At 43.3% G+C, this 22,540-nt stretch carries 26 protein-coding genes and 1 pseudogene; 24 read left to right on the top strand and 3 right to left on the bottom strand.

Translation table 11 applies throughout. From position 1 onward, the window contains the following. The first annotated feature begins 41 nt into the window (after positions 1-41). The 4 genes from ACOZB4_RS08975 (at position 42) to ACOZB4_RS08960 (ending at position 3,585) form a co-directional block, all read left to right on the top strand. Positions 42-998 carry an acetamidase/formamidase family protein gene (locus ACOZB4_RS08975; protein ID WP_379413592.1) on the top strand — a complete coding sequence of 319 codons (957 nt, stop codon included), beginning with the start codon at positions 42-44 and terminating at the stop codon, positions 996-998. A 74-nt stretch (positions 999-1,072) separates the two neighbouring features. After that, positions 1,073-1,852 (top strand): alpha/beta fold hydrolase, encoded by a 780-nt coding sequence (locus ACOZB4_RS08970; RefSeq protein ID WP_379413594.1) that lies wholly within the window; start codon positions 1,073-1,075, stop codon positions 1,850-1,852. Then, positions 1,840-2,886 (top strand): hypothetical protein, encoded by a 1,047-nt coding sequence (locus ACOZB4_RS08965; protein ID WP_379413597.1) that lies wholly within the window; start codon positions 1,840-1,842, stop codon positions 2,884-2,886. Before ACOZB4_RS08970 ends, ACOZB4_RS08965 begins: the two co-directional genes overlap by 13 nt. 225 nt (positions 2,887-3,111) lie before the next feature. Further along, entirely contained in the window at positions 3,112-3,585 is a 474-nt protein-coding gene (locus ACOZB4_RS08960; protein WP_071220445.1) for a DUF3574 domain-containing protein, read from the top strand. A 96-nt stretch (positions 3,586-3,681) separates the two neighbouring features. On the opposite strand, the gene ACOZB4_RS08955 is transcribed toward ACOZB4_RS08960, so the two are convergent. Next, positions 3,682-4,662 carry a DNA-3-methyladenine glycosylase family protein gene (locus ACOZB4_RS08955; protein WP_422759529.1) on the bottom strand — a complete coding sequence of 327 codons (981 nt, stop codon included), beginning with the start codon at positions 4,660-4,662 and terminating at the stop codon, positions 3,682-3,684. Between the two features lie 147 nt (positions 4,663-4,809). Here ACOZB4_RS08955 and ACOZB4_RS08950 point away from each other — a divergent pair, with 147 nt between their 5' ends. The 15 genes and pseudogenes from ACOZB4_RS08950 (at position 4,810) to ACOZB4_RS08880 (ending at position 14,941) form a co-directional block, all read left to right on the top strand. Beyond that, the gene (locus ACOZB4_RS08950; RefSeq protein ID WP_379413600.1) at positions 4,810-5,421 is read left to right on the top strand and encodes a bifunctional transcriptional activator/DNA repair enzyme AdaA; all 612 of its coding nucleotides are present in this window, start codon (positions 4,810-4,812) and stop codon (positions 5,419-5,421) included. Further along, on the top strand, positions 5,393-5,941 hold the full coding sequence (locus ACOZB4_RS08945) for a methylated-DNA--[protein]-cysteine S-methyltransferase (RefSeq protein WP_379413602.1): 549 nt from the start codon (positions 5,393-5,395) through the stop codon (positions 5,939-5,941). Before ACOZB4_RS08950 ends, ACOZB4_RS08945 begins: the two co-directional genes overlap by 29 nt. After that, positions 5,934-6,647 (top strand): 2OG-Fe(II) oxygenase, encoded by a 714-nt coding sequence (locus ACOZB4_RS08940; protein ID WP_379413606.1) that lies wholly within the window; start codon positions 5,934-5,936, stop codon positions 6,645-6,647. The genes ACOZB4_RS08945 and ACOZB4_RS08940 overlap by 8 nt, the downstream gene beginning before the upstream one ends. Positions 6,648-6,732: 85 nt before the next feature. Continuing rightward, positions 6,733-7,551, top strand: a complete 819-nt coding sequence (locus ACOZB4_RS08935) for an SPL family radical SAM protein (protein WP_379413608.1) — start codon at positions 6,733-6,735, stop codon at positions 7,549-7,551. 302 nt (positions 7,552-7,853) lie between these two features. Next, positions 7,854-7,940: pseudogene (locus ACOZB4_RS08930) on the top strand (SDR family oxidoreductase); the annotation flags it as partial. A gap of 66 nt (positions 7,941-8,006) precedes the next feature. Next, positions 8,007-8,579, top strand: coding sequence for a GNAT family N-acetyltransferase (locus ACOZB4_RS08925; RefSeq protein ID WP_215154628.1), 573 nt, complete (start codon positions 8,007-8,009; stop codon positions 8,577-8,579). Positions 8,580-9,070: 491 nt separating this feature from the next. Next, the gene (locus ACOZB4_RS08920; RefSeq protein WP_379413610.1) at positions 9,071-9,532 is read left to right on the top strand and encodes an 8-oxo-dGTP diphosphatase; all 462 of its coding nucleotides are present in this window, start codon (positions 9,071-9,073) and stop codon (positions 9,530-9,532) included. A 193-nt stretch (positions 9,533-9,725) separates the two neighbouring features. Then, positions 9,726-10,616 (top strand): GNAT family N-acetyltransferase, encoded by an 891-nt coding sequence (locus tag ACOZB4_RS08915; protein ID WP_422759528.1) that lies wholly within the window; start codon positions 9,726-9,728, stop codon positions 10,614-10,616. Positions 10,617-10,778: 162 nt separating this feature from the next. Beyond that, positions 10,779-11,273, top strand: a complete 495-nt coding sequence (locus tag ACOZB4_RS08910) for a GNAT family N-acetyltransferase (protein ID WP_379413618.1) — start codon at positions 10,779-10,781, stop codon at positions 11,271-11,273. A gap of 222 nt (positions 11,274-11,495) precedes the next feature. Beyond that, positions 11,496-12,023: a GNAT family N-acetyltransferase gene (locus ACOZB4_RS08905; protein ID WP_379413621.1), complete on the top strand. Its 528-nt coding sequence runs from the start codon at positions 11,496-11,498 to the stop codon at positions 12,021-12,023. Positions 12,024-12,029: 6 nt separating this feature from the next. Beyond that, positions 12,030-12,356 carry a DUF6933 domain-containing protein gene (locus tag ACOZB4_RS08900; protein ID WP_379413624.1) on the top strand — a complete coding sequence of 109 codons (327 nt, stop codon included), beginning with the start codon at positions 12,030-12,032 and terminating at the stop codon, positions 12,354-12,356. 126 nt (positions 12,357-12,482) lie between these two features. Further along, positions 12,483-13,295 carry a DUF2785 domain-containing protein gene (locus ACOZB4_RS08895; RefSeq protein ID WP_379413627.1) on the top strand — a complete coding sequence of 271 codons (813 nt, stop codon included), beginning with the start codon at positions 12,483-12,485 and terminating at the stop codon, positions 13,293-13,295. 196 nt (positions 13,296-13,491) lie between these two features. Next, positions 13,492-13,917 carry an NUDIX hydrolase gene (locus tag ACOZB4_RS08890; RefSeq protein ID WP_379413630.1) on the top strand — a complete coding sequence of 142 codons (426 nt, stop codon included), beginning with the start codon at positions 13,492-13,494 and terminating at the stop codon, positions 13,915-13,917. A gap of 203 nt (positions 13,918-14,120) precedes the next feature. Further along, positions 14,121-14,774 (top strand): uridine kinase family protein, encoded by a 654-nt coding sequence (locus tag ACOZB4_RS08885; protein ID WP_339265711.1) that lies wholly within the window; start codon positions 14,121-14,123, stop codon positions 14,772-14,774. A gap of 32 nt (positions 14,775-14,806) precedes the next feature. Continuing rightward, positions 14,807-14,941: a DUF6886 family protein gene (locus ACOZB4_RS08880; protein ID WP_379413634.1), complete on the top strand. Its 135-nt coding sequence runs from the start codon at positions 14,807-14,809 to the stop codon at positions 14,939-14,941. Positions 14,942-14,967: 26 nt separating this feature from the next. Here ACOZB4_RS08880 and ACOZB4_RS08875 read toward each other — a convergent pair whose 3' ends face one another. Continuing rightward, positions 14,968-15,606, bottom strand: a complete 639-nt coding sequence (locus tag ACOZB4_RS08875; protein ID WP_379413637.1) for a hypothetical protein — start codon at positions 15,604-15,606, stop codon at positions 14,968-14,970. Between the two features lie 191 nt (positions 15,607-15,797). Between ACOZB4_RS08875 and ACOZB4_RS08870 the strand changes: the two genes are divergently transcribed. Both ACOZB4_RS08870 and ACOZB4_RS08865 read left to right on the top strand, forming a co-directional pair. Then, positions 15,798-16,133: an ArsR/SmtB family transcription factor gene (locus ACOZB4_RS08870; RefSeq protein WP_076321867.1), complete on the top strand. Its 336-nt coding sequence runs from the start codon at positions 15,798-15,800 to the stop codon at positions 16,131-16,133. Between the two features lie 158 nt (positions 16,134-16,291). Continuing rightward, on the top strand, positions 16,292-18,055 hold the full coding sequence (locus tag ACOZB4_RS08865) for a SulP family inorganic anion transporter (protein ID WP_379413641.1): 1,764 nt from the start codon (positions 16,292-16,294) through the stop codon (positions 18,053-18,055). Positions 18,056-18,155: 100 nt separating this feature from the next. Here ACOZB4_RS08865 and ACOZB4_RS08860 read toward each other — a convergent pair whose 3' ends face one another. After that, entirely contained in the window at positions 18,156-20,375 is a 2,220-nt protein-coding gene (locus ACOZB4_RS08860) for a PQQ-dependent sugar dehydrogenase (protein WP_379413645.1), read from the bottom strand. A 392-nt stretch (positions 20,376-20,767) separates the two neighbouring features. On the opposite strand from ACOZB4_RS08860, the gene ACOZB4_RS08855 reads away from it, so the two are divergent. The 3 genes from ACOZB4_RS08855 to ACOZB4_RS08845 all read left to right on the top strand — a co-directional run bounded on the left by ACOZB4_RS08855 (position 20,768) and on the right by ACOZB4_RS08845 (position 22,534). Then, complete coding sequence (locus tag ACOZB4_RS08855) at positions 20,768-21,352, top strand: DUF3267 domain-containing protein (RefSeq protein ID WP_379413647.1); 585 nt, start codon at positions 20,768-20,770, stop codon at positions 21,350-21,352. Between the two features lie 75 nt (positions 21,353-21,427). Beyond that, entirely contained in the window at positions 21,428-21,922 is a 495-nt protein-coding gene (locus ACOZB4_RS08850) for a 2'-5' RNA ligase family protein (RefSeq protein ID WP_379413649.1), read from the top strand. 33 nt (positions 21,923-21,955) lie between these two features. Then, on the top strand, positions 21,956-22,534 hold the full coding sequence (locus ACOZB4_RS08845) for an AAA family ATPase (RefSeq protein WP_379413651.1): 579 nt from the start codon (positions 21,956-21,958) through the stop codon (positions 22,532-22,534). Positions 22,535-22,540: the final 6 nt, after the last annotated feature.

Here is a 22,540-nt window from a genome sequence, read left to right as displayed (position 1 = left end):
GAATGGCCACTCTGATTATGGCTGTGAAGGGAGAAAGATAGATGTCACAGGTTCATATGCTGCTACCGGATATTCATACGCTTCATGGATTTTTTAGCAGGGAACTGGAGCCCGCCCTATACATTCAGTCTGGGGATACTGTCGTGTATCAAACCTTGGATGCGGGTTGGGGACTGGAGAAGCGTGCTGCCCCGGGCGCGGCGAGAACGAAGTTTACGGAGCGCAAGCCGGAGCGGCAGGAGAAGCATTTTGGGCATGCTTTATTAGGTCCCGTCCATATTCAAGGGGCTAAACCCGGACTTACATTGGAGATTCAGATCAACGAAGTAATTCCCGGATCGTGGGGGTGGACCTCTGCCGGAGGTTTTCCGAGTTATTGGAACGAGAAGCTGGGCATGACCGACACCAAGGAAGTGACGCTGGATTTTGAATTGGATGCCAGGACAATGACAGGCAGGAGTCAGTTCGGAGATTTCAAGCACAGCATCGGCCTGAAACCGTTTATGGGGGTTATGGGCATGCCGCCGAAGGAAATAGGCAAGCATACGACTTTTGTGCCGCGCCCATATGGAGGCAATCTCGATTGCAAAGAGTTGACAGCTGGCAGCACGTTGTACCTGCCGATTCCTGTGGATGGTGGGCTGTTCTCAACAGGGGATGGACATGCGGCTCAGGGCGACGGCGAAGTTAGCGGTCCCGCCCTGGAATGCCCCATGGATAAGGTATGTCTAACTTTTCATGTCCGTGACGACATGCCCATAACGATGCCCAGAGCCAAGACGAGTACCGGGTGGCTTACGATGGGGTTCCACGAGGATCTGGACGAAGCCATGTGGATGGCCTTAAGCGGGATGCTTGATCTCATGACCGAGCTTTACTCTATTTCAAGAACGGAGGCGTACGCCTACGCCACCTTGACGGTGGATCTGCGGGTAACCCAGATCGTGAACATCCTAAAGGGCGTGCACGCATTTTTACCTTTTGGGGCGTTGAGGTGAACAGATGAAAAAAAGGAGATAACTCTATAATCAAACTTCATAAATAAATGTCCATTTTTAAGGAGGTCTAATGTATGCAGTTATACGAGACAATGGTCAATAACCAAGGGGTATATATTCATGTGACGGAGGTACATCGGGAGCTTAGGAATGAAAAAAACTCATTGGTCATCATCCCGGGACTGTCCGAGTCGGCTGAGGATTACATCGCCATAATGGAAAAGCTGACGCCCAGACATATCGTTGTCATCACACTTCGCGGCCGGGGACGAAGTGATTCGCCTGTCTCGGGATATGCACTCGAAGACCATATCAGCGACATTGATGCGGCTATTTGTCATCTTGAACTTGAGCAATTCGTACTCATGGGATACTCCCGAGGGGTGTCCTATCAGTTAGGCTACGCGGTTCAGAATCCGGAACGAATTCAAGGCCTGATCATCGGAGACTATCCTGCGGTTCATACCCAGCTGCCAGCGGGATGGGTGGAATTCTTTGCTTCGCTACCGCCTTGGAGAGGAAAGAAGCTGTCCGACCGTATGAAAACATCGGCTTTACAGGCGCTGCAACAGGAATCGGCTAGGGTCGAATTGTGGAACGACTTAACCCGATTGACTTGCCCAGTCCTTATTATCCGTGGCGTAAAACCACATCCCGGGTTATCATTAGAAGCAGTGGAACAATATAAGGAGTCGCTGCCTCAGGCAAGCATCGTGGCGTTCGAGGAGCATGATCATAATATTTTTGAACCGGATGTGGATGTGTTTGTCCGCACCGCAGACTCTTTTCTGAAAGAGATTAGTAAGAACCATCAATCTATCACTAAAAAGGGTGTACGCACTTGGACAATCTGAAGCTGAATGTATCACTGTTACGACAAAGAGTTCCGAACCTGACCAGCGCAGCCAAATCCGTGGGATTACGGCCGGCCACGGTCTCCAACCTATGCACAGGAAAAATTCCCGTTGGTCGGGCGGAAGTCCGCACCATTGCCGCATTGGCATCTCTGGCAAAATGCAGTCTGGATGAACTGATCCTGCGCGGGGAAAGCGTGGAGATGATCGAAACGGGCATTAAGCCCCTTGATCTATTTGCTCCTCTGGCCAAAGGCGGTACCGTCGGGCTGGTCGCCCGTCCCGGAATGGGCCAATTGGTGCTGCTCGGTGAATTGTTTCATCACTTCAAGCAGGAAGGGTATATGACGATTCTGCTGAAGCCGGAAGGCGAATATCCCGAGCTGCAGGATATGCTGAATGACGTAGAACGGGTTGCCAATTCAATAGAAGAAACCTATTCCATTGTGACGAATGCGAATGCCAATAAAGAGATTGTGTTTGCAGCGGACCGGGAGCATGTCTTGACCGGCAAAATCTACGACCTCCAGGAACATCTTCAACAAGAGGGTTTGAGGCAGGTCACGACTTTTCTTGTGGACCTTAAAGGTGCGGTTGTCGATGAAGACATGCCTTACGGACCGCTGGAGACGCTGTGGTATTTCGATGCCGATCTGGCGGCCAGACATATGTTTCCTGCCGTGAACCCGTTATATTCTACATCTTCCGTATCGGAAGGCGTTCACCTGGATCAGGCTCACTTATCGGTCCAACAGCGGGCCCAGAAGCTGCTGCGCCGTTATCGCGAGCTGCGTTCACTGGTTCAAGTGCGAGGATTGCAGGCCATTCCGGCATCCGAGACGGAGGTTTATGAGCGTGGAGAACGGCTTGAGGCTTATCTTACGCAGCCTTTTTACGTTGCCGAGGCTTACACCGGGTTACCTGGCGAGCGGGTGCATTTGCAGGATACGCTGCATGATGTTCAAGCTATTTTGAACGGCAGCATGGATCATCGTTCGGTGGAGAGTTTATCCTGGATCGGATCGATAAAATAGCGCTGTAATCATCAAAAGTCGAATTCTTGTAGTTTGTTTATCGGGAATATCGGCTTTTTTACATGATTCCGCATAATATAATCCGTATGTCCCATAGCTGATAAGCAAAGGCCAGTATATAATATGTGCTAGTTTGTATCGTGCGGATGGCAGGAAGGTTGCACTGGAGAACTGAAATGCCATGCTTGTACGGGATACGAGACCATACATAAAGGAGAAATGGACATGAAGAGAAAAGGTTGGCTTATCGCTTTTGCAGCGGCATTATTGTTAACACTTATCGTAGTACCGGTTCAGCAGTCTTTTAGTGCAGAGGGCAATCCGACGGCAACCGCCATTACACAGAGTGCTCTGAACGATCAGTTCCATTTGGATCATGTCGTTAAGATTTACGTGCCTTCAACGGTGAAGGGAGATATTCCGATTACGGATGCAGCTCATCAGAAGTTTGTTGACCAAACACTGACAAAGCTGTCCGGCTGGTTTGGCGGGGCAACGGCGATTCCGGGTGAAGGGGCATGGGTGGACAATAACAAAACCCTGATCAAGGAAAAAGTAACGATCGTGTACGCGTTTGCCGAGAAGCTTGACAAGGACTCGCTTAATCAAGTGGTGGATTATGCTAAGAAGCTTAAAGACGATTTGTCGCAATCCGCGATCTCACTCGAGGTTGACGGTAAACTGTACTTCATCGAATAGTTGATTCTCGGATCAAAGGGTTTGCTAAATAGGGGAGGTCTCCCTGCTGTCAGCGATGGCAGAAGAGGGAGACGTCCTCTTTATTATGTTTGAACTTTAATAGAGAAACCTCCACAGATAAAAGGTGGCGTAGGATTCCCAGTTCGCCCATGCTGCCGACAGCTCCAGTATTTCCTTCTTCGTCGGTTTCGCCTCCAAGCCCAGCAGATGTTTGATGGCGTTGTGCAGACCCACATCATCGATAGGAAAAGCCGCCGGCATTCGCAAACAGCGCATCAACACATAATTGGCCGTCCACGGTCCGATCCCGCGAATGCTGACCAGTTGTTTCTCCGCTTGTTTCAAGCTGCCTGCTTCAAGGAGCTGCTCCTTCGTCAATTTCCCTCCTATCATGAGTTGAGCGACCCCGATGAGGTACTCGCCTTTTTTCACGGTCATACGAAGTCCGTCCAGGTCTTCAACACGCAGCGGTGCAATGTCTTCAGGTCTTGGGAAGATCCAATAAACCTCTCCTTCACACTCCACGCGGCGGCCGAAGGCTTCTACGAAACGTCTTTTTAACGTATAGGCATAGGCCAGGTTAATCTGCTGCCCCAGAATGCCCCAGCACAAAGCCTCAAACAGATCGGGAATACCCATATTGCGAAGCCCGTAGAAGGATTGAACGGCTTGACTGAGTAATGGATCTGCTTCCGCCATCGTATAGAACGGTACGAGATCGGTATTCAGATCGAACCAGTCCCGAACATAACCCGCTACTTCCGCCCGCTTGCAGGGATCGGAGGGGGCGGTATTCCCCAAAAACCGAACAAGGATCGCCTGTTCTTGAGGCTCCGCACGGACTTCAATCACAGCGATGTCACCATCAAGCGGGATAGCCCGGTAGATGCTGTCATTTCGGATATGAAAAAGACATTCGTTCGGCGATCTTTGCAAATAATTGAGGTTCTCCGTAAAACTGAACTCCTTCGGTACGAACAGCCTTATGGCTTCGGCATGATCTTCCCAGCTGTCCTGGGGGAGATGATTCTCCATAGTATAGGGCTTATCGTCATGTATCTGGTTTCGCTCCTGCATCTTCATCGTTTCCTTTCGCACCTGAACTCTTCTATACTAGTTGTACCATAAATGCAGACCGTATAATTTTGTTATCTTGCTCTTCTATTCCAAAAAGCGTACAACAGGATTATCCTGTGGTTATAATGTTAGCGGAGGTGAGGAAACGTGGCAAACCGAATACAACCGACCGAAGCCCAGTGGCAGGCCATTATCAACAACGACAAGGACAGTGACGGCAAGTTTTTCTATGCGGTGCAGACAACAAAGATCTTCTGCAGGCCATCCTGTAAATCCAGACCCCCGAAGTTTGAAAATGTGCGCGTGTTTCAATCGGCGGATGAAGCTAAAGCTGAGCGTTTCCGGCCATGCAAAAGGTGCAAGCCTACGGGAGAACGTCTGCCGGACCACGAATGGATTGAACTCGTCACCGAGTATATCGATACACACTATATGGATCATTTGTCACTTGATGTATTAGCCGATGTGAGCCACGGAAGTCCGTACCACCTGCACCGGATATTTAAGCGCGTCAAAGGTCAGACCCCGATGGAATACATCCAGGATTGCCGGATCGGCAAGGCCAAAGAGCTCCTGACGAATTCCAGCCTGGCCATTTCGGATATCGGCCATAAAGTGGGCATGGAGAATACGGCTTATTTTATCACGCTGTTTAAGAGGAAAACGGGGATGACCCCACTAAGCTATCGCGGGCAACATTTAAAAAATACGAGTGCGGAGGTGCACGATCATGAAATCCAATCATTCGATTACCATTAACTGGACGCAACTGCGTCATGATAACTGGAATGTATACATCGCGGCCACGGAGCAGGGCTTATGTTTCGTCGGATCACAGGATAAGCCTTTAACAGAGTTGGAAGAATGGGCGCAAGCGAAATTCCCTGGCTGTGAACTCGTGCAGAACGATGAAGCCATGCAGCCGTTTGCTGCCGAGATGGTGGAGTATCTCCAGGGGAAACGCGATCGGTTTGAGGTGGCGATGGACTACAAGGGGACCGCTTTTCAGATGGCGGTATGGAATACGCTATGTCAGATCCCGTATGGGCAGACTTTTACGTATTCTGACATCGCCAACCAAATCGGAAAACCGTCAGCTGTTCGAGCTGTAGGAGCGGCTATCGGGGCGAATCCGCTGCTGATAACAGTTCCTTGTCATCGGGTAATTGGCAAAAGCGGCGCATTGACGGGGTATCGCGGGGGGCTTGCCATGAAGACCCGGCTGCTGGAGCTTGAGGGTGAGCGAGCCAGGATGAGAGAGAGTATGAATTATGCCTAATTCATTGCCGCAACGCATAGCAGGGCTCGATTGGACGGCGATACAAGAAGCTTTGGATGAACAGGGATATGCGGTCATTCCAAAGCTGCTGCTGCGTGAAGAGTGTACGGAGATTATCAACACCTATTCGGAAGAGGAGCGGTTTCGGAGCACGATCAATATGGCTAGACACCGGTTTGGGCTCGGAGAGTACAAGTATTATCAAGCTCCACTGCCAGAATCGCTGCAGCAGCTTCGGGAAGGCTTTTATCCTGAGCTTGCGCTGAAGGCCAACCGCTGGTTGACGTGGCTTGGACATGAGGAGAGGTATCCGGCGAGCTTGGATGAGTTTCTTGAGATGTGCCATGCGCAGGGGCAAGAGCGTTCTACGCCGTTGATTTTGAAATATGAAGAGGGCGGTTATAACTGCTTGCATCAGGATTTGTACGGAGATGAATTTTTCCCGTTTCAAGTGGTGTTTGTTCTGAATGAGAAGGAAGTCGATTACACGGGAGGAGAGTTTCTGCTCATCGAGCAGCGGCCGCGGGCACAGAGCCGGGGACATGTAATCTCCTTGGAACAAGGAGCGGGGTTAATCTTTCCGACCAACCATCGTCCCGTTCAGGGAACACGGGGGTATTACCGGACCACGCTCCGGCATGGCGTTAGCACGATTACGTCGGGGACCCGATACAGCCTCGGGATTATTTTTCATGATGCCAAATAGAGGGGCTCGTGAGTCACTCATTCATTATGGGATGTCAGGCGAGAAATAGTATAATAGAAGAAAGTACAGGAATGGGGTGTCCGAGGTGAAACAAGAAGTGTTTTATAAAACGCCAAAGACCCTGCTTAATAAAGGAACGGGATTCCTGAATGGGTACAGCCATACCTTGAATCCGTATACGGGCTGCACCTTCGCTTGTTCTTATTGCTATGTCCGGCAAATGCCGGTATCGATATTCCGCAATCAGGAATGGGGGAGCTGGGTTGACGTTAAGCTCGAATCTGCTGCCATCCTGCGTAAAGAACTGAAGCGTGCCAAGTCCAAGGGACCCGTCACGATTTTCATGTCTTCCAGCACCGATCCGTACCAGCCGATTGAGGCCAAGGAAGAAGTGACTCGTGCATTGCTTGAGGTGATGGTCAGCGAACCGCCGGATTTTCTGCTCGTACAGACGCGCAGTCCGTTGGTCCAGCGGGATATTGATCTGCTGCAGCAGTTAGGAGAACGCGTGCGGGTAAGCATGACGGTCGAGACGGACCGTGATGAGATGCGCAAGCATTTTACGCCATCAGCCCCGCCGATCCAAGCGAGACTGAAAGCCCTGGCACTCCTGAGAGACGCAGGAATTCCCGTTCAAGCAGCGATTGCACCCGTGCTTCCGAGCACGGAGGCTTTCCCACAGATCCTGCGGTCGCTTGTGAATCGCGTGTGCATCGACGATTATTTTATGGGGGATGGCAGTGGTGGGAAACGTACAAAAAGACTGCCGGTTCAAGCTCTATACGAGGAGCTTGGGGAGCAGGAATGGTACGATCCAGCTGCTTATCAAGTGGTCTATAATCGATTTAGCAGGGAGTTTCCGGAGGAGCAGTTGTTTGTGAGTCAGAAGGGTTTTGAACCGTAAGGTTTAGGTTGGAAAGTTTAGAAGGTGATCCGTGATCCATGGATTAGATAGATTATGATAGGTTTAGGCCAGGACCGGAAGATCTTTTCTGGTCTTTTTTGTCATGCCTGGCGGTAGATGATTATGGTATGATAGGCGAAAATAACCAGTCAGACGGTAGAGGAGCGAATGCACAATAAAGATGGATTTGACGGATAACATTGCGTTAATTACGGGAGCGGCGGGCCAATTAGGCCGCGTCATGGTCAGAACCTTGGCGGGATGCGGTGCTTGAACACTTCGGCGCGCTGCCTCATATTATCGTTGCCAATGCGGTGGCATTCCTGGCTTCGGACTTGTCGTCGTTTATTACCGGAGCGTATATTCCAGTGTGTGGTGGGGATTTGTGAAGTTTGTGGATATGGAGTTAGATGCAATCAATGCAAACAATAAAAAAACAAAGGGGCGACTATTTTTTGAATCCGATATTAATAGATTTTCCAAGCCAATTTTTTACTGATAGATTACTGATCAGAAGTCCATATCCTGGAGATGGAAAGATAGTATATGAATCCATTATGGCTTCACTAAATGAATTAAGAAGATGGCTTCCTTTTGCACAGAAAGAACAATCAGAGGAAATAATTGAAGCTAACTTAAGAGAGGCTTATTTGAAATTTTTAAAGAGAGAAGATCTTAGATTTCTTATCTTTCATAAAGATACTAACCAATATATTGGATCTTCAGGACTACATAATCCTAACTGGAATATACCTAAATTCGAGATCGGATACTGGATAGACAGTCGACATAGTGGGCAAGGATTTATGACTGAAGCAGTACAGGGTATTTCTGACTTTGCATTTAATGTATTAAAAGCTCGAAGAGTGGAAATTCGATGCGATACATTGAATGATAAGAGTAGATCAATTCCAGAAAGATTAGGATTTACATTAGAAGGGACACTAAGAAATGAAGATACATCTGTTGATGGGAGTACGTTAAGAGATACATTTATTTTTGCAAAGATTGATGAGAAAAACTTGTAAGTAATCGATGAAGGCTTTGACATCATATAACACAAAATTCGCGCATCGGGCCTTACGACCCTCGGTCCGCCAGAAGCATTTCGGGGAAGTGGGATCAGCGGACACACCTGCGAGGTTAACTATGCAAGCGTAGCCGGTCACTTCGTGACCTTAAGATTCTCGGTTTCATGACTTATGAAAAAGCTTTGTTATATGATAAATATCGATAGCCGTATTCCGTAGAGGCATGTACTTTTGTTATGAATGAAGCCAATGCGAGTCATGGAGTTGTTGCTGATAATGGCGCAGGTACCGGGCTCCTTACTCGACACTTTGTCGGAAATGTACAGAAAATCTATGCAATAGAGCCTGAACAGGAAATCCGAAGAGTAGCATATGAGATTATCGGATAAAGAGGAGATATTGAATACATAGATGGAGTAGCTGAGAATACGAAATTACCTGATCAATCCGTTTTCTTTTGCGAAGAAGTTATATCGATGAGGTGAATTATGAAAGATGTAAATTATAAGATGTGGACTCTGTGTATGGTGCAAGATGAGGATAGGGTTTTAATGCTTAATAGAACCCATGATAATTTTAAGGGATATATTGCTCCTGGAGGCAAATTGGAATTTCCTGAAAGTCCAATTGAAGGTGCGATCAGAGAAGTAAAAGAAGAAACAGGACTTATTGTTAAAAATCTGAGGTTTAAAGGGATCTATGAGTACGTAAATGAAGAAGCCAATGATAGACACATTATTTTAAATTACTTAACAAACGATTTTTCTGGAGAATTATTGTCGGATTTCACAGAAGGTATACCAGAGTGGGTGAAGATTTCAGATTTAGAACATTTACCTATGCAACAATCTATCAGAAGAAGAATGCCCTACTTTTTCCAAGATGGAACATTCGAAATTCATGTGGTTTGGGAAGATGGAGAGAAAGAAGTACATATAAGGGAAACATGATTTAACGGTATTTTGGAGATGGCAATTACATCAACTCACATGACATTCCTACTGCGAGGCATTCGCCCCTTGGTCGACGGAGATGGTTCGAGGAATAGGATTCAGGCGATACATTGATGTCATGATTATAACGAGTGGATAAAACACACAAAACGGTGATGTTACCTCCCTATTAATTGAAAGGATTATCAAGGTGGAGAATCTAATAATAGAACCCTACAAACCCGAAAGGGATATATCCGCTATCCAAGCCATGTTGTTTGGGGATGAATACTTTAAGGAAAAGTTTCTGGAGACCGAAATCAATTTTCCTGAAGGTATATTTGTTGCTTGTTACAACAATGTGACCGTGGGATTTCTCTCCTTTAGCGGTTTTAAGGGGAGAGGAACCGAGATGACAATCTTTGTAAGAAAGGAATATAGAGGAAAGGGCATCGGTAGCAAGCTTATTGAAAGCGCAGAACAATTACTTAATCAATACGAGGCAGTCGAACGTTCGATTGGTGCATGTATGGACGGCGATCGATCTTCTCTGCAATTTGTATGTAAGAACGGTTACCATATACTTCATTCTTCTTATATCATGGTGCGTGAAGGAGAAATTCTTCCTGAAAGTCATTTTCCTATCAGGCAGTATGAAGATGATGATTATCCTGTGTGGCATGTTATTCGCGAAATGGCTTTTTACAAAATGCGTGAACGAGTTGGTATTCTCCCATCGTATTATATTGCACCTTCAGAATGGGAACGGAATAATTTTTTGAAAGATAGAAACAACAGATTTGTAATGGATATCGGTGGTGAAATAGCGGCATGTGGAGTTATTGACGGCTGTGAGCTGCGTCAGGTGGCAGTTCGGCCAGATATGCAATCTCGTGGATACGGTAAAGCCTTCGTTTCATTTCTTTTGAATGAGATGATGCATCGTGGCGAAAAGATCGTTAAGCTTGAGGTAGTCAAAGGCAATCCTGCGAAAACGCTGTACGAGAGTCTCGGCTTCAAGGAAAAATCCTTGTACCATATCGTAACTAAATATTATAGACCGGACAGCCGATTGAGTAGACCGCCCGACGAGATGTATTAGCAGCATTTCGAAGAAGCGGACTCAGCAACCATATTCAACTCCCTAACCGCAGTTGCGACTCCCCCCTTTGGGGCTTAGTGGAGTTAACTGTCGGGAACACCAAACGTTATGTGAACCAGCGTGATTTTAAAAAACTAAAAAGATGATCCATGGAGGTTCTCCATGTTAACAACAAAACGATGTTTACTTTCTATAATTCAAGAAAGTGATTATGAAAATGTAAAGAGATTATACATAAATGAGCATGTTCGATCTTACCTTGGCGGAACAACTGATGATGAACAATCCCTGAGAATCAAATATTTTGAAATCATTAATAAATCTAATGAGGATAGTTCAAGTTATTGGATTGTGAGAATGTCAGAAAGCAAAGAATTTATCGGCTTGATATCTTTGGACGAATATTACGATGGTGAAAACATTGAAGTGTCGTATCAGTTCCTTCCAGAATACTGGGGAGTTGGTCTTGCAACGGAGGTTATTAGTAGATTGATTGAATATGCTTTTAATGAACTAGGAATACAGAAGTTAGTAGCAGAAACACAAACGGCAAACATTAGATCATGCAAGTTGTTAGAGAAAGTAGGTATGATAATGGAGAAAAGAATTATAAGATTTGGTGCCGAACAAGCCGTTTATAGTATACAAAGATTATGAAAGGTCCGTCGTTTAATAGTGTATTTCCTCTACGGGCTCTGCCCTTGGTTTGTAAGAAGTAGTGAGCAGAGAAGTAGATTCGCGAACAACCCTGTGAGGCTAAGTCCGTTGGACCTGATCGTTGGCACCTCCTTAAGCCTCGGGTTCGTAGATACCAGAGCATTATGCGAAGCCCTTGCAGATCTGAGTAAACGTAAACTATCTAAGGAGATACTTGGGATTATGATTATTAAAATGACACATGAAAATATAGAGGATTTTAATAAGGCTAATGAAGAATTGACTGTATTCGGAAGGATAATTCCTAAATACGAAGACGATATTTGGACTTACACGGAAGAACTATTCTCTGAACAATATACTAAGGGATATGACAATGAAGACATCGACGTAAGTTATATAGATAACGATAAAAAAGCTGTCTACTTCTATTATGTTGATAATAATTGTGTAGGCCAAATACAACTTAGTACTCATTGGAATGGCTATGCTTTATTAAAAGATATCGCTGTTGCAAAGAATTGGAGAAACAAAGGGATTGGGAAAATACTACTAGGGAAAGCAATTGAATGGGCAAAGGAGAATAAACTTATCGGTCTTATGCTCGAAACTCAAGATGTTAATATTTCAGCATGTAGGTTTTACTCCAAGAACAATTTTATTATCGGTGGAGTTGATAATATGCTTTATTCAAAATTTCCGACAGCTAATGAAAAAGCAGTATTCTGGTATAACAAATTTGAAGATTGATAAAGATTGAAGCAGTTTGGAAGATGGGCAAGGGAATCGCATAACAATGCGTTTACAGCGGGCAGGCTGACGCCCGTGGGCTGCTGGAGAGACTTCGAGGAAGCTGTTTATACAACAACTAACAATAGAAGTGTTCTCAGAACACTGAATGATATTGTTCTAATCATGCAGGAAGTAAGAAAGGAATTTGATAATTATTATGATTTAAATAGATGGAATAATGATAGAGTTTACAAATCGATAGATCTAAATAATCAACGAGAATATCTTAGACCTATAGATTTATTTAATAAGGAATTAGAAAAACGATACATAGGATTATTTGACAGTTAATGAATCAAGGTTAATAAAATCGTCTAACATTACGTTCCCGAGCGGGGCAAATAGCTCCCCGGTCCTGTATGCCTGATGGAGATATCGCAACCTTAGTACCTGAACCCTAAACAAAAGGAGAAAAAAATGAACAACATTAAAAGCTTTCTGAGAGATGTAAGAGATAATAATTATAAGGTTCCTGAGGGAACAGATATTGATCAAGTAGTTCAAGAAATGATTCAACACATTGGGTCGATCGATGAGGAATTAAGGGATCAGCTCATTTATGGAACTTTAAGTAAATGGATAATGAATCAAGAACTAAGTATAGAAACAGTAAGAAAAGTATTATACGTTACCTTAGATGATGATCATTTATTCTATGGAATAGGGGATAACGATCAAGATACCGTATTTACGCGTTCTTTTTCAGTATTGTTCATACCACTTGCTTTACATTACAACGATATCTCCAATTATTTAACTGAAACGGATTATGAATATATTTACTCTAGAGTGACTTTATATTTTGAACTTGAAAAGGATTTTAGAGGATATGTATTAGACAAGGGATGGGCACATTCGATTGCACATGCGGCTGATGCTTTAGATTCAATCGTCGCCTCGTCCTATTATTCTCATGAACAGATATTGTTTATTTTAGAATTGGTAGGGGCAAAGGCTTGTGTTAATAACTATTATTTTACAAACGGTGAAGATGAAAGGATAGCCGAAGTCGTTCTTCAAATTGTAAAGCGTAATACTCTAAAGAAAGATATTATAATTAATTGGGTGCAACAACTTGGAGGCTTTGAAAGATTGGGAATATATCCTCAAGATGAGATTATAAGAGGAAATACCAAAAACCTTTTACGAAGTGTCTATTTTAAATTACTGGATATTAGTGGATCTGAAGTTATAACAAATGAAATAATAAAAACATTAAAACAGCTTTAAAAAACAAATCTATTTTTTGCTAAACCGAAGAAGTCCCGAACATCCGATAACAACATATTCACGCTGCGAGTAGTTGGTTAAAGAATCTCACAGAAGTTGCGTACGTCATACAACACCATATTCACGCATCGGGGCAATGCACCTTACAAAAATACCTTAGATCATAATTACATCAATCGATTAAGGAGAGACTTTTATGAATCCACCCAAGCATATTGTTTCGGCAGCTGCCATTGTAATAAATGAAAAAAACGAATTGTTGCTTATTAAAGGACCAAGAAGAGGCTGGGAGATGCCTGGTGGTCAAGTTGAAGTAGGAGAATCTTTAAGGCACGCAGCCATAAGAGAAACCAAAGAGGAGTCAGGGATAGACATAGAAATTATCAAATTCTGTGGAATATTTCAGAACGTTGGAAATTCAATTTGCAATACACTATTTTTAGCGAAGCCTATAGGTGGAGAATTAATACAATCATCAGAGAGCTTGGAGTCAGGCTTTTTTCCAATAGAAGAAGCACTGAAAAAAGTTGAATGGAAAGATTTTAGACAAAGAATTGAGTGCTGTTTAAGCCCAGAAACGCAACCGTTTTGTATTGAATTTAATGACGAGAAGAATATATGAGAGTATAGAGTATATAAAGACGCTCGCTGCATACATCATCTAACCATGTGCTCACGCTGCAGGACGTTCTGCACTCAGTCTGCTCGAGGCATTAAAATCTTTAGTAGTACTTGAAATGCACAATTTCTATGTTATGATGATCAACAATAAGAGCAGATCTCTACTGAGATCTGCTCTTATATTTTTTATAGGAGATGATGTAGATGCAAAGACCTTTAGTAGTTGCGGTTAGCGGTTATTCCGGGTCTGGAAAGAGTACATTGGTTATTGAATTAGCTAAAGAGCTACTGTCTTGCGTAACATTGTTTTTCGATGACTACGTATCAAGAAAAGACTTTCCAGAGAGTATTGTTAGTTGGATTCACAGTGGAGGAGATCCAAATGAAATTAAAACACCATTGCTTAGAGAACATTTAATCTGTCTTATAAATGGTGAATCCGTAATCCTAAATAAGGGAATTGGTTGGGCAGAAGAGTATGGTAATTTGAAACCAAAAGAAAAACTAGAATTAAAACCAGGTGAGATCATATTACTTGAAGAGCCTTTTGGAAAGGAAAGGGATGAAGTGGCAGATCTCATAGATTTAGTAATTTACCTGGATGTTAGTCCCGAGGTATCTCTTGGAAGAAGAATCTATGATCTGATTAAGAACTTAAAGCATGATCCGGAAGTTTTAATAAGCTTGCTAGATCATTTTTTATCGGATTATTTATATGGAGGAGTCAAGGAGATGTATTTACTCAATGGAATCCGGGTAAAGGAAAAGGCAGATCTCATAATTGATGCAAATCAAGAAAAAAATAGCGTGGTAGAGAAAGTAAAAAGAGAAATACTTAGAACAATTAGAAATCTTTAAATGTATAATCATGGAAGAAATGAGGTGCATGAATGCTTTTTCATTTTAGCGAAGAGGCTGATATTGAAATCTTCATCCCAAGAGAAAAACAGAATCGTTCAGATTTTCCGGCAGTCGTTTGGGCAATCGATGCGGAACATGAATTCTCCGGAGCAGATGCACCATAAACTAGCAGATCTAGAACCTGCAGTTGTTAGTTAGTATTCTGAAGCTTTTGACGATATTCATGTAATTCTTTTTGAAAACGATAAAAAGGACCTGATAACATTTTAAGGCTTCTTTTCAGGCTGATTTGCTTTTTTGGATCATGTTCAAAATACTCCAATTGGTCAATATTTTTATCTATTTTTTCCCGAAGTGTAAGTATGAACCCAATCGCAATGTGAGTTCTGGCTAACTCCTGAAGATCAGCTGCCAAAGCTTCGCTAAGATTTCGAATATCCGGAAGGTGTAACGACTTTTCCATGAAGAAAACTTCTGGGGTGAAATCCTCACGAAAATCTTGTCCCGGTACTTGGTCCCAAAAGTCATTCCATTCTCGTAACAGGCCTGTTTCATACAACAAAAATTTAAGAAACCCACATAACCATGCCGTACAACTTGTATTACGTTGCTGGCATCCAATTCCGTCCGCAAGATGCCTGCAACCATTACAGCAGGAGCCTCCATTGGCAATGCAGACTTTGCAAATAGGATCGGATCCGACCTCATGCAGAGCCTGAATACCAATCGTAATGACAGCTTGTCTGCTCACTTTTTTTAATAACGAAGTCGATGGGTGAATGGATAGCGAATCTTGTTGTGATGGATCATTAACCATAAAGCCTGACATTCGCATCCACTCCTCATTTATTAATGTCATAAAATCAAATATTCAAAAATTTGAATATAAGGGGTATTATACGATAGTTGCAACCAAATAACAATCGATGCTCAGGCGTTTCTTTTTTACGCGATGTTTGGTATACGGTTGTGTTATTATATTCATATATTCAAAAGTTTAGCCACTGAGGGAGTATAGCCATGAACCAAAATCAAAATATTCAACAGTTTAAAGCTGATTTTTTTAAAGCGCTGGCTCATCCGATGAGAATTCGAATTCTTGAGGTGCTGAGCGAAGGAGATAAAAACGTCAACGAATTGCAAAGTATTTTGGGTTCAGAAGGTTCAGCCGTTTCTCAACAATTGTCAGTATTACGAAATAAAAATGTAGTTACTGGCTTAAAAGACGGAACATCGGTCATTTATTCCTTACGTGACCCGTTGATTAAAGAATTGCTAGCTGTTACAAAGCAAATATTCGATAATCATCTCGTTGATGCGATTTCTTTGCTTGAGGTCATCCGAAATGAACCATAACTAAAAAAACAAGGGCATCCGTGAGCAATACTCAGGAGCACCTTGTTTTTTTCGTTTATAGAATAGACGATTTTAGCGATTGACATTATTCATTGGCAGGAGTAACATCTCACATATATTCAAATAATCAAATATATGAAAAAAAGAAGGTAAAGCAGATGAAATGGACGGGAAGATTTGAGGGATATCATGCATCCGCATTCCGTAAAGATCTTATTTCAGGCCTGATTGTTGGTATTATCGCCATTCCATTAGGAATGGCGTTTGCTATTGCTGCTGGTGTCAAACCCGAGTATGGTATTTATACAACCATCGTTGCCGGTATTTTAATTTCTTTGCTCGGAGGCTCTAAATTTCAAATTGGGGGGCCGACCGGTGCATTCATCCCCATCCTTTTCGCTATAGTCATGCAATATGGATACGAAAATTTGCTGATTGCCGGATTCATGGCTGGCATCATCCTTGTCTTAATGGGATTATGTAAACTTGGTGCGTTGATTAAGTTTATTCCTCGCCCGGTAACCATTGGATTTACGGCTGGAATCGCAGTAATTATCTTCAGCGGACAAATTGCTAATTTTTTGGGTCTAAGTGGTATCGAGAAACATGAAAATTTTCTGCCTAACATGAAGGAAATTGTGATGCATCTGACAACCACGAATATCTACAGCGTCATAACAGCCGGGGTTTGTTTGGTTGTCCTTCTCCTTACACCCAGAATTATGCCGAAGGTTCCGGGTTCCTTAGTGGGGCTTGTCATATCCAGTGTGGTTGCGGCTGTGTTCTTCAAAGGTGATGTAGCAACGATTGGATCATCATTCGGAGCAATTCCTAGTACATTACCTCAATTCCATTTTCCGCAAATAACCTGGGACCGTATTGAAACGCTGATTCGTCCCGCTTTTATTATCGCTATGTTGGGTGGTATTGAGTCTTTGTTATCGGCTGTTGTAGCCGATGGCATGACCGGCAGTCGTCATCAGAGCAGTCGTGAACTGATTGGGCAAGGCATCGCGAATATGGTGACACCTCTATTTGGAGGCATTCCAGCAACTGGTGCCATTGCACGGACAGCAACCAATATCAAAAGCGGGGCTGTCTCGCCTATGTCCGGAATAATACATGGTATTGTTGTTTTTTTGGTCCTCATTTTATTTGCACCTTTCGCATCTGAGATTCCACTTGCCAGTATGGCTCCCATCCTGATGCTCGTTGCGTGGAATATGAGCGAACGGAAAGAATTTGCTCACGTCTTGAAAACCAAAACGAGCGATTCCATTGTGCTCCTCATTACATTTATACTAACCGTATTTACAAATTTAACGACTGCAGTTGAAGTGGGGTTAATCTTGGCCGTCATTCTGTTTGTGAAACGAATGAGTGACGTTTTGAGAGTAACTAAAGTGCTTCCCGATCCAGCTGATAACCATGAAAAAGTAAAGGCACACATGGTAACCGAGGGGCATGATTGTCCCCAAATCGGTATGTACACAATTGAAGGTCCGCTCTTTTTTGGTGCCGCGAACATGTTTGAGAAGTCGATCATGGATACGATTCATCAAAGACCTAAAGTCTTACTTCTACGCATGGGGAAAGTACCCTTTATGGATACAACAGGGGAGCACAATTTAACCAGCTTAGTTAAACACTTCAAGAAGTTTGGTGGGTTGGTTCTTATATCAGGTGTCCAACCACAGCCTATGGAAGTATTGAAGAGAACTGGTTTGTTTGATTTTATTGGGGCGGCTCACTTCTTTGGGCATACGGGTGAGGCGATTGATTACGCATTATCCCGATTGGATCATAACAAATGTTTAGGATGTAAACATTTTGCTTTCCGCGAATGTACCACATTATCGAACAAGGTGCTCCAAAAGGATGCTATACAAGGAGCTCGTTGCTTAGATACAGCAAGTCGATGAAATTATATGATCTGTGGTTTCAGCTGTAACTTAAACCAGCGTGTGCCAATGGGTATCGGCACGCGCTGGTTTGTATAGCTATTAACATGATTCAAATTCGCTAAAAGTTAGGAACCAATCGAACAAGTTTATCCGGAGTGCCGTCACCATTTTTGTCGCCATTGTTACTGGTAACGAAATAAAGCGAACCGTCTGGCGCTTCGACAATGTCGCGAATGCGGCCGTATTTATTCACAAACAGATAATTAAGATCACTACTGTTGATCGTCGGCTTTCCGTTCTGCTCTCCAATGACCATGCGGATGATCTGCTTACCTTTTAGGTTGGTAACAAGAAGATTGCCTGCCCATGGCCCTTGAGTTACAAAGGTCATGCCGGAGGGAGCCCAGGTTGTACCGCTTGCATAAATCAGAGGAGGTGTAATGCCTGTTTGATTCTGATTCCCGCCCTCATATTTAGGCCAGCCGTAATTGTTACCGGGCTCTATGAAGTTGATTTCGTCCTTGGAGGATTCACCATGCTCCGATTCAAAGAGACGGTTCGTTCCAGGCTGCCATGCTAATCCTTGAGGGTTCCGGTGTCCACGGCTATAGATCGGAGAAGAGGCGCCAAATGGATTGTCGGCAGGAATGGTACCGTCCAAATTCAGGCGGAATATCTTCCCTCCGAGGTAAGAGAGTGTATCATCTTTATTTCCGTAGTTGCCGTCTCCGAAATACAGTTTGTTGTCCGGACCTATTTTCAAGCGGCCGCCATTGTGATAGACCGCACCAGGAAGATTAGTGATCAGAACCTTGTCAATTGTAGCTTTGTTGTTATTCTCTTTAAGACGAACAACTCTGTTGGCTACTTTGTTGTCGGATGTTTTGTAGGAATGATAGATATACATGTAATGATTGGTGGCAAAATTAGGATCAAGCGCCAGTCCCAATAAGCCGCCTTCACTCTTAGGCATATAATAAAAAGGAGAACTGAGCGTAATGACCGGCGTTGATTTCAAATTCCCGTTCTCAACGACACGAACTCTGCCGCTATTGCGTTCTGTGAAGAAGATCCGTCCATCCGGTGCGAAATCGATAGCCCATGGCGTTTCCAAGTTGTTAGCGACAACTTCTGGTGTATATGGATCGGAAGAGGCAGGGTTCGTTTTAACCGACAACGCTTGGCTAGCCTCAGATATATTTCCTGCTAAATCCCTGGCTTTAACGGTGAAGCTGTATGTGGTATTTGCCGTAAGTCCGGTTACCTTGAAGGATGTGGCAGACGTGCTGCCTGCTAATGAGCCGTTTCTATAAATATCGTACTCGTACACGCCTACGTCATCTGTTGATGCCGTCCAGGTCAAATGGACTGATGAAGATGTTTTGCTTGAGCTTTCAAGTTCTGTCGGGGCAGTCGGTGCCTGAGTATCGGTTTGGTTCGTCGTTTTCACGGTGAGAGGACTGCTGGCATTGGAAATATTCCCTGCTGTATCTCTTGCCCTGACCGTGAAATTATATGTGGTATTCGGGGTTAAACCGGTAAAGGTGTAAGAAGTATCCGTTACATTCGCTTGCGCCAACACATCGTCTTTATACACGTCATAATCCTTCACGCCAACATCATCCAATGATGCAGTCCAGGATATACTTGCCGTTGTATCGGTTACACTGGTTGATTGCAAGTGGGTCGGTTCGGTAGGCGGGTATACATCACCTGACGCATTTACCTTCACCTTGTCAAAAATAGCCGTGCTTAATTTAGTCTCATTATGGCTGCTGACAGCCAATCCTACATACAACGAGGCATTCATGTTTAGAGTCACATTGCCTAAATCCCCCCAGTTCAAACCGTTGTTGGATACATATCCTTTGATGACGTTGCCTTTACGTTCTAGCTTTATCCAGGCTGGGCTGGTCGATGCAATTTTCTCGCTTTGGGAAGTTCCGCCTGTTTCTGCCCGGTACTGGAATGTGAACCCGTTCGAAGGCGTCAACAGCAAATCGACATGCTTGGAATCAGCATTCAGCGTTTCCCTTATCATGATACCGGCCTTGGCGAATTCGTGTGAATTGGTTTGAGAAGAGACAAGGGCGATAATTGCGCCGTCTCCCGTCCAGGGCTGGTACACATAGTTAAACTGATCTGATTTGCCCCAGATGTCCTTGCCCGCACCGCTTACGGAAAATTGATCAGCAGTTGGATCATAAGAAGCATTGCCCTTCACTGACGGTGAACCGATATTTTGTTGCTTCCACGGACTCGGCACAGCAGCAGCTGCCGTTTCTTCCTCAACCTCTGCCTCAGCAAAGCCCGATGTAGGAAATAATGTGATCAACATACAAATGCAGAGACTTAAGACCATCATTTTGCTTCGTGTGATCATCGCGACACTTCCTTTTTAATTTTTGGAATGACAACAGGGGAAGGCTTTGACAAAAAAATGAAACCCTCCTTTCTAAAAGTTAAACCGCTTATACTTTCGACTTCCACTTTACCACATTTGGATAAAAAAGGGTTTAATTTTTTGAATAAAATCCCAATGTATGGTTTCTGAGAAGAGAAGTTGATCTCTTCTGTAATTTCTGGCTGTCGCCTTTTTGTGGACAGATGTATAATCATGGAAGAAGCCCCCATACAAGAACATATGATGGATGATCATTAACGGGAACTATGTAGTGGTCGTACATCAAAGAGGTATCGATTGAATTGGAAAAGGAGCGAAATTAACACATGATTTTATGGTTTAAAAATCTTCCTGCAACAGATATTGATTTTTCTTCATGGCTTCCTTTTATTCGAAAGCCTTGGTTTCGAACACATTATATGAAGTTTGTATATTTGTTAATGATAAGTATTGCATTAGCACCTGGCCTTGTTTTTGGCGTTGATTTAATCTCACAATTGATTACGGAAACCAATCCAGTATTTATCAGTTCCAGTAGTAGTGTTGTGTTTTATATAACATTAATCCTATTTAGTGCTTGTATTTTCGTGATACATGAGTTCTTTCACATTATAGTTATCTATAAGCTTGGTGATATAAGTTTGACTTTTAGCGGCATATTTTTTTGGCTTAATACAGATACTCCCCTTTCTAAAAAGAGGTTTTGGTTATTCATGAGTCTTCCGCTTATGATGTTGTCTATAGTTCCAGCTTTTGCTTCAATAGGTATGAGCGGATTCATGAAATCACTCATGTTATATATTTGTTGGTTTAACATGGTCATATCATCTTCAGATATCATCAATTCTTTTTTAATTCTTATTAAACCTAAGAATAGTATATTTTGTAGAGGATACTACCGTTTGCAGTAATATCATCATGGTCTGCAATAGCTTATAAAGCGAGGTGTAGCTGCATTGGAGTATTACTTCGGAATTGTCCCACCCATGGATATTGACGATAAAATTATGAAATTAAGAGACAAGTATAACGGTCATCAAAGTTCCGGACCCCACATCACGGTAAAAGCATCGTGTGGACTAACGGAAGATATAGGATGGCTGCCGCAGTGTCAAAAGGTGATTTCGGAATTTGGTGATTTTCCAATACGTGTGGGAGACCTAAAATTTTTCGGGAATATGGATGTCCTTTATTTAGAAGTGAAATCCCATGAGTTAGTAGAACTACATAAGAGACTTGTAACGATATTTAACCCCAATCAGGAACAAATCATGAAATGTTTTGAGTTAGAACGATATAAACCGCATATCACGGTTGCTCGAAAATCTGTAGTTTCTGACTCGATCATCGAAATGAAGAAGGAGCTGGAGTCGTATGTTAGCTCAGTTCAAGAATTTCAAGCAACTCATATCAGCTTGTTCTATAGAGCGGATAAAAAAGAGAAATATAAAAAAAGGGCTGATTTTTGCCTAACGAGTTGATGCCTATGCCATTAAAGGAGGATTGTGACGAACATGATTATACTAATCAGCGGGAATAGCTGCACGGGGAAGACCTATATGGCGCAACAATTGCTGGAGAGGTATCACGTTCCATATCTTTCGATCGACCATTTGAAAATGGGATTATACAGAGCGGATATGAACTGTGGCTTCACCCCCTTGGATTCAACAGAGTTTATCGGTGAAAAATTATGGCCGATCCTCAAGGGGATCATCAAGACGAACATCGAGAATAATCAGAATCTAATCATTGAGGGCTGCTACATCCTGCCTCACCATCTTCAGGATATCGAGCCATCCTACTCAGCGCACATCATACCGGTATTCTTGGGATTCTCAACCACGTATATTCAGCAAAACTTCCAATCCAACATCATTAAACATCGAAATGCTATCGAAACACGTATGTATCCTGAAGAGGGAACGGTTACAGATTATATACAGGAGCATGATGCTTTCCGTGAAAAGTGTTTAGCTACTGCTGTCCCATATTTTGAAATTAAAGAGAACTACGAAGAAGAGATTTCAAAAGTATATGACTACATCGAGGGTGAAAAGCAGAGGATCGCGAAGATAAAACACAAGTCTTGATATATG

Source organism: Paenibacillus sp. NPDC058898 (assembly GCF_049316025.1).
In the GTDB taxonomy this organism is placed as follows: domain Bacteria; phylum Bacillota; class Bacilli; order Paenibacillales; family Paenibacillaceae; genus Paenibacillus_AQ.
Note: the sequence above shows the minus strand (reverse complement) of the source record. Positions and strands in the feature narration are given on the sequence as shown.

What these genes read in the sequence shown, in the direction of transcription:
- ACOZB4_RS08855 (WP_379413647.1), top strand. Translation starts at nt 20,768, where the DNA reads ATGATTTTATGGTTTAAAAATCTTCCTGCAACAGATATTGATTTTTCT.
- ACOZB4_RS08860 (WP_379413645.1), bottom strand. Translation starts at nt 20,375, where the DNA reads ATGTTGATCACATTATTTCCTACATCGGGCTTTGCTGAGGCAGAGGTT.
- ACOZB4_RS08880 (WP_379413634.1), top strand. Translation starts at nt 14,807, where the DNA reads ATGCTTTTTCATTTTAGCGAAGAGGCTGATATTGAAATCTTCATCCCA.
- ACOZB4_RS08905 (WP_379413621.1), top strand. Translation starts at nt 11,496, where the DNA reads ATGATTATTAAAATGACACATGAAAATATAGAGGATTTTAATAAGGCT.
- ACOZB4_RS08940 (WP_379413606.1), top strand. Translation starts at nt 5,934, where the DNA reads ATGCCTAATTCATTGCCGCAACGCATAGCAGGGCTCGATTGGACGGCG.
- ACOZB4_RS08945 (WP_379413602.1), top strand. Translation starts at nt 5,393, where the DNA reads ATGAAATCCAATCATTCGATTACCATTAACTGGACGCAACTGCGTCAT.
- ACOZB4_RS08960 (WP_071220445.1), top strand. Translation starts at nt 3,112, where the DNA reads ATGAAGAGAAAAGGTTGGCTTATCGCTTTTGCAGCGGCATTATTGTTA.
- ACOZB4_RS08970 (WP_379413594.1), top strand. Translation starts at nt 1,073, where the DNA reads ATGCAGTTATACGAGACAATGGTCAATAACCAAGGGGTATATATTCAT.
- ACOZB4_RS08875 (WP_379413637.1), bottom strand. Translation starts at nt 15,606, where the DNA reads ATGTCAGGCTTTATGGTTAATGATCCATCACAACAAGATTCGCTATCC.
- ACOZB4_RS08890 (WP_379413630.1), top strand. Translation starts at nt 13,492, where the DNA reads ATGAATCCACCCAAGCATATTGTTTCGGCAGCTGCCATTGTAATAAAT.
- ACOZB4_RS08850 (WP_379413649.1), top strand. Translation starts at nt 21,428, where the DNA reads ATGGATATTGACGATAAAATTATGAAATTAAGAGACAAGTATAACGGT.
- ACOZB4_RS08955 (WP_422759529.1), bottom strand. Translation starts at nt 4,662, where the DNA reads ATGCAGGAGCGAAACCAGATACATGACGATAAGCCCTATACTATGGAG.
- ACOZB4_RS08885 (WP_339265711.1), top strand. Translation starts at nt 14,121, where the DNA reads ATGCAAAGACCTTTAGTAGTTGCGGTTAGCGGTTATTCCGGGTCTGGA.
- ACOZB4_RS08870 (WP_076321867.1), top strand. Translation starts at nt 15,798, where the DNA reads ATGAACCAAAATCAAAATATTCAACAGTTTAAAGCTGATTTTTTTAAA.
- ACOZB4_RS08895 (WP_379413627.1), top strand. Translation starts at nt 12,483, where the DNA reads ATGAACAACATTAAAAGCTTTCTGAGAGATGTAAGAGATAATAATTAT.
- ACOZB4_RS08910 (WP_379413618.1), top strand. Translation starts at nt 10,779, where the DNA reads ATGTTAACAACAAAACGATGTTTACTTTCTATAATTCAAGAAAGTGAT.
- ACOZB4_RS08920 (WP_379413610.1), top strand. Translation starts at nt 9,071, where the DNA reads ATGAAAGATGTAAATTATAAGATGTGGACTCTGTGTATGGTGCAAGAT.
- ACOZB4_RS08845 (WP_379413651.1), top strand. Translation starts at nt 21,956, where the DNA reads ATGATTATACTAATCAGCGGGAATAGCTGCACGGGGAAGACCTATATG.
- ACOZB4_RS08865 (WP_379413641.1), top strand. Translation starts at nt 16,292, where the DNA reads ATGAAATGGACGGGAAGATTTGAGGGATATCATGCATCCGCATTCCGT.
- ACOZB4_RS08975 (WP_379413592.1), top strand. Translation starts at nt 42, where the DNA reads ATGTCACAGGTTCATATGCTGCTACCGGATATTCATACGCTTCATGGA.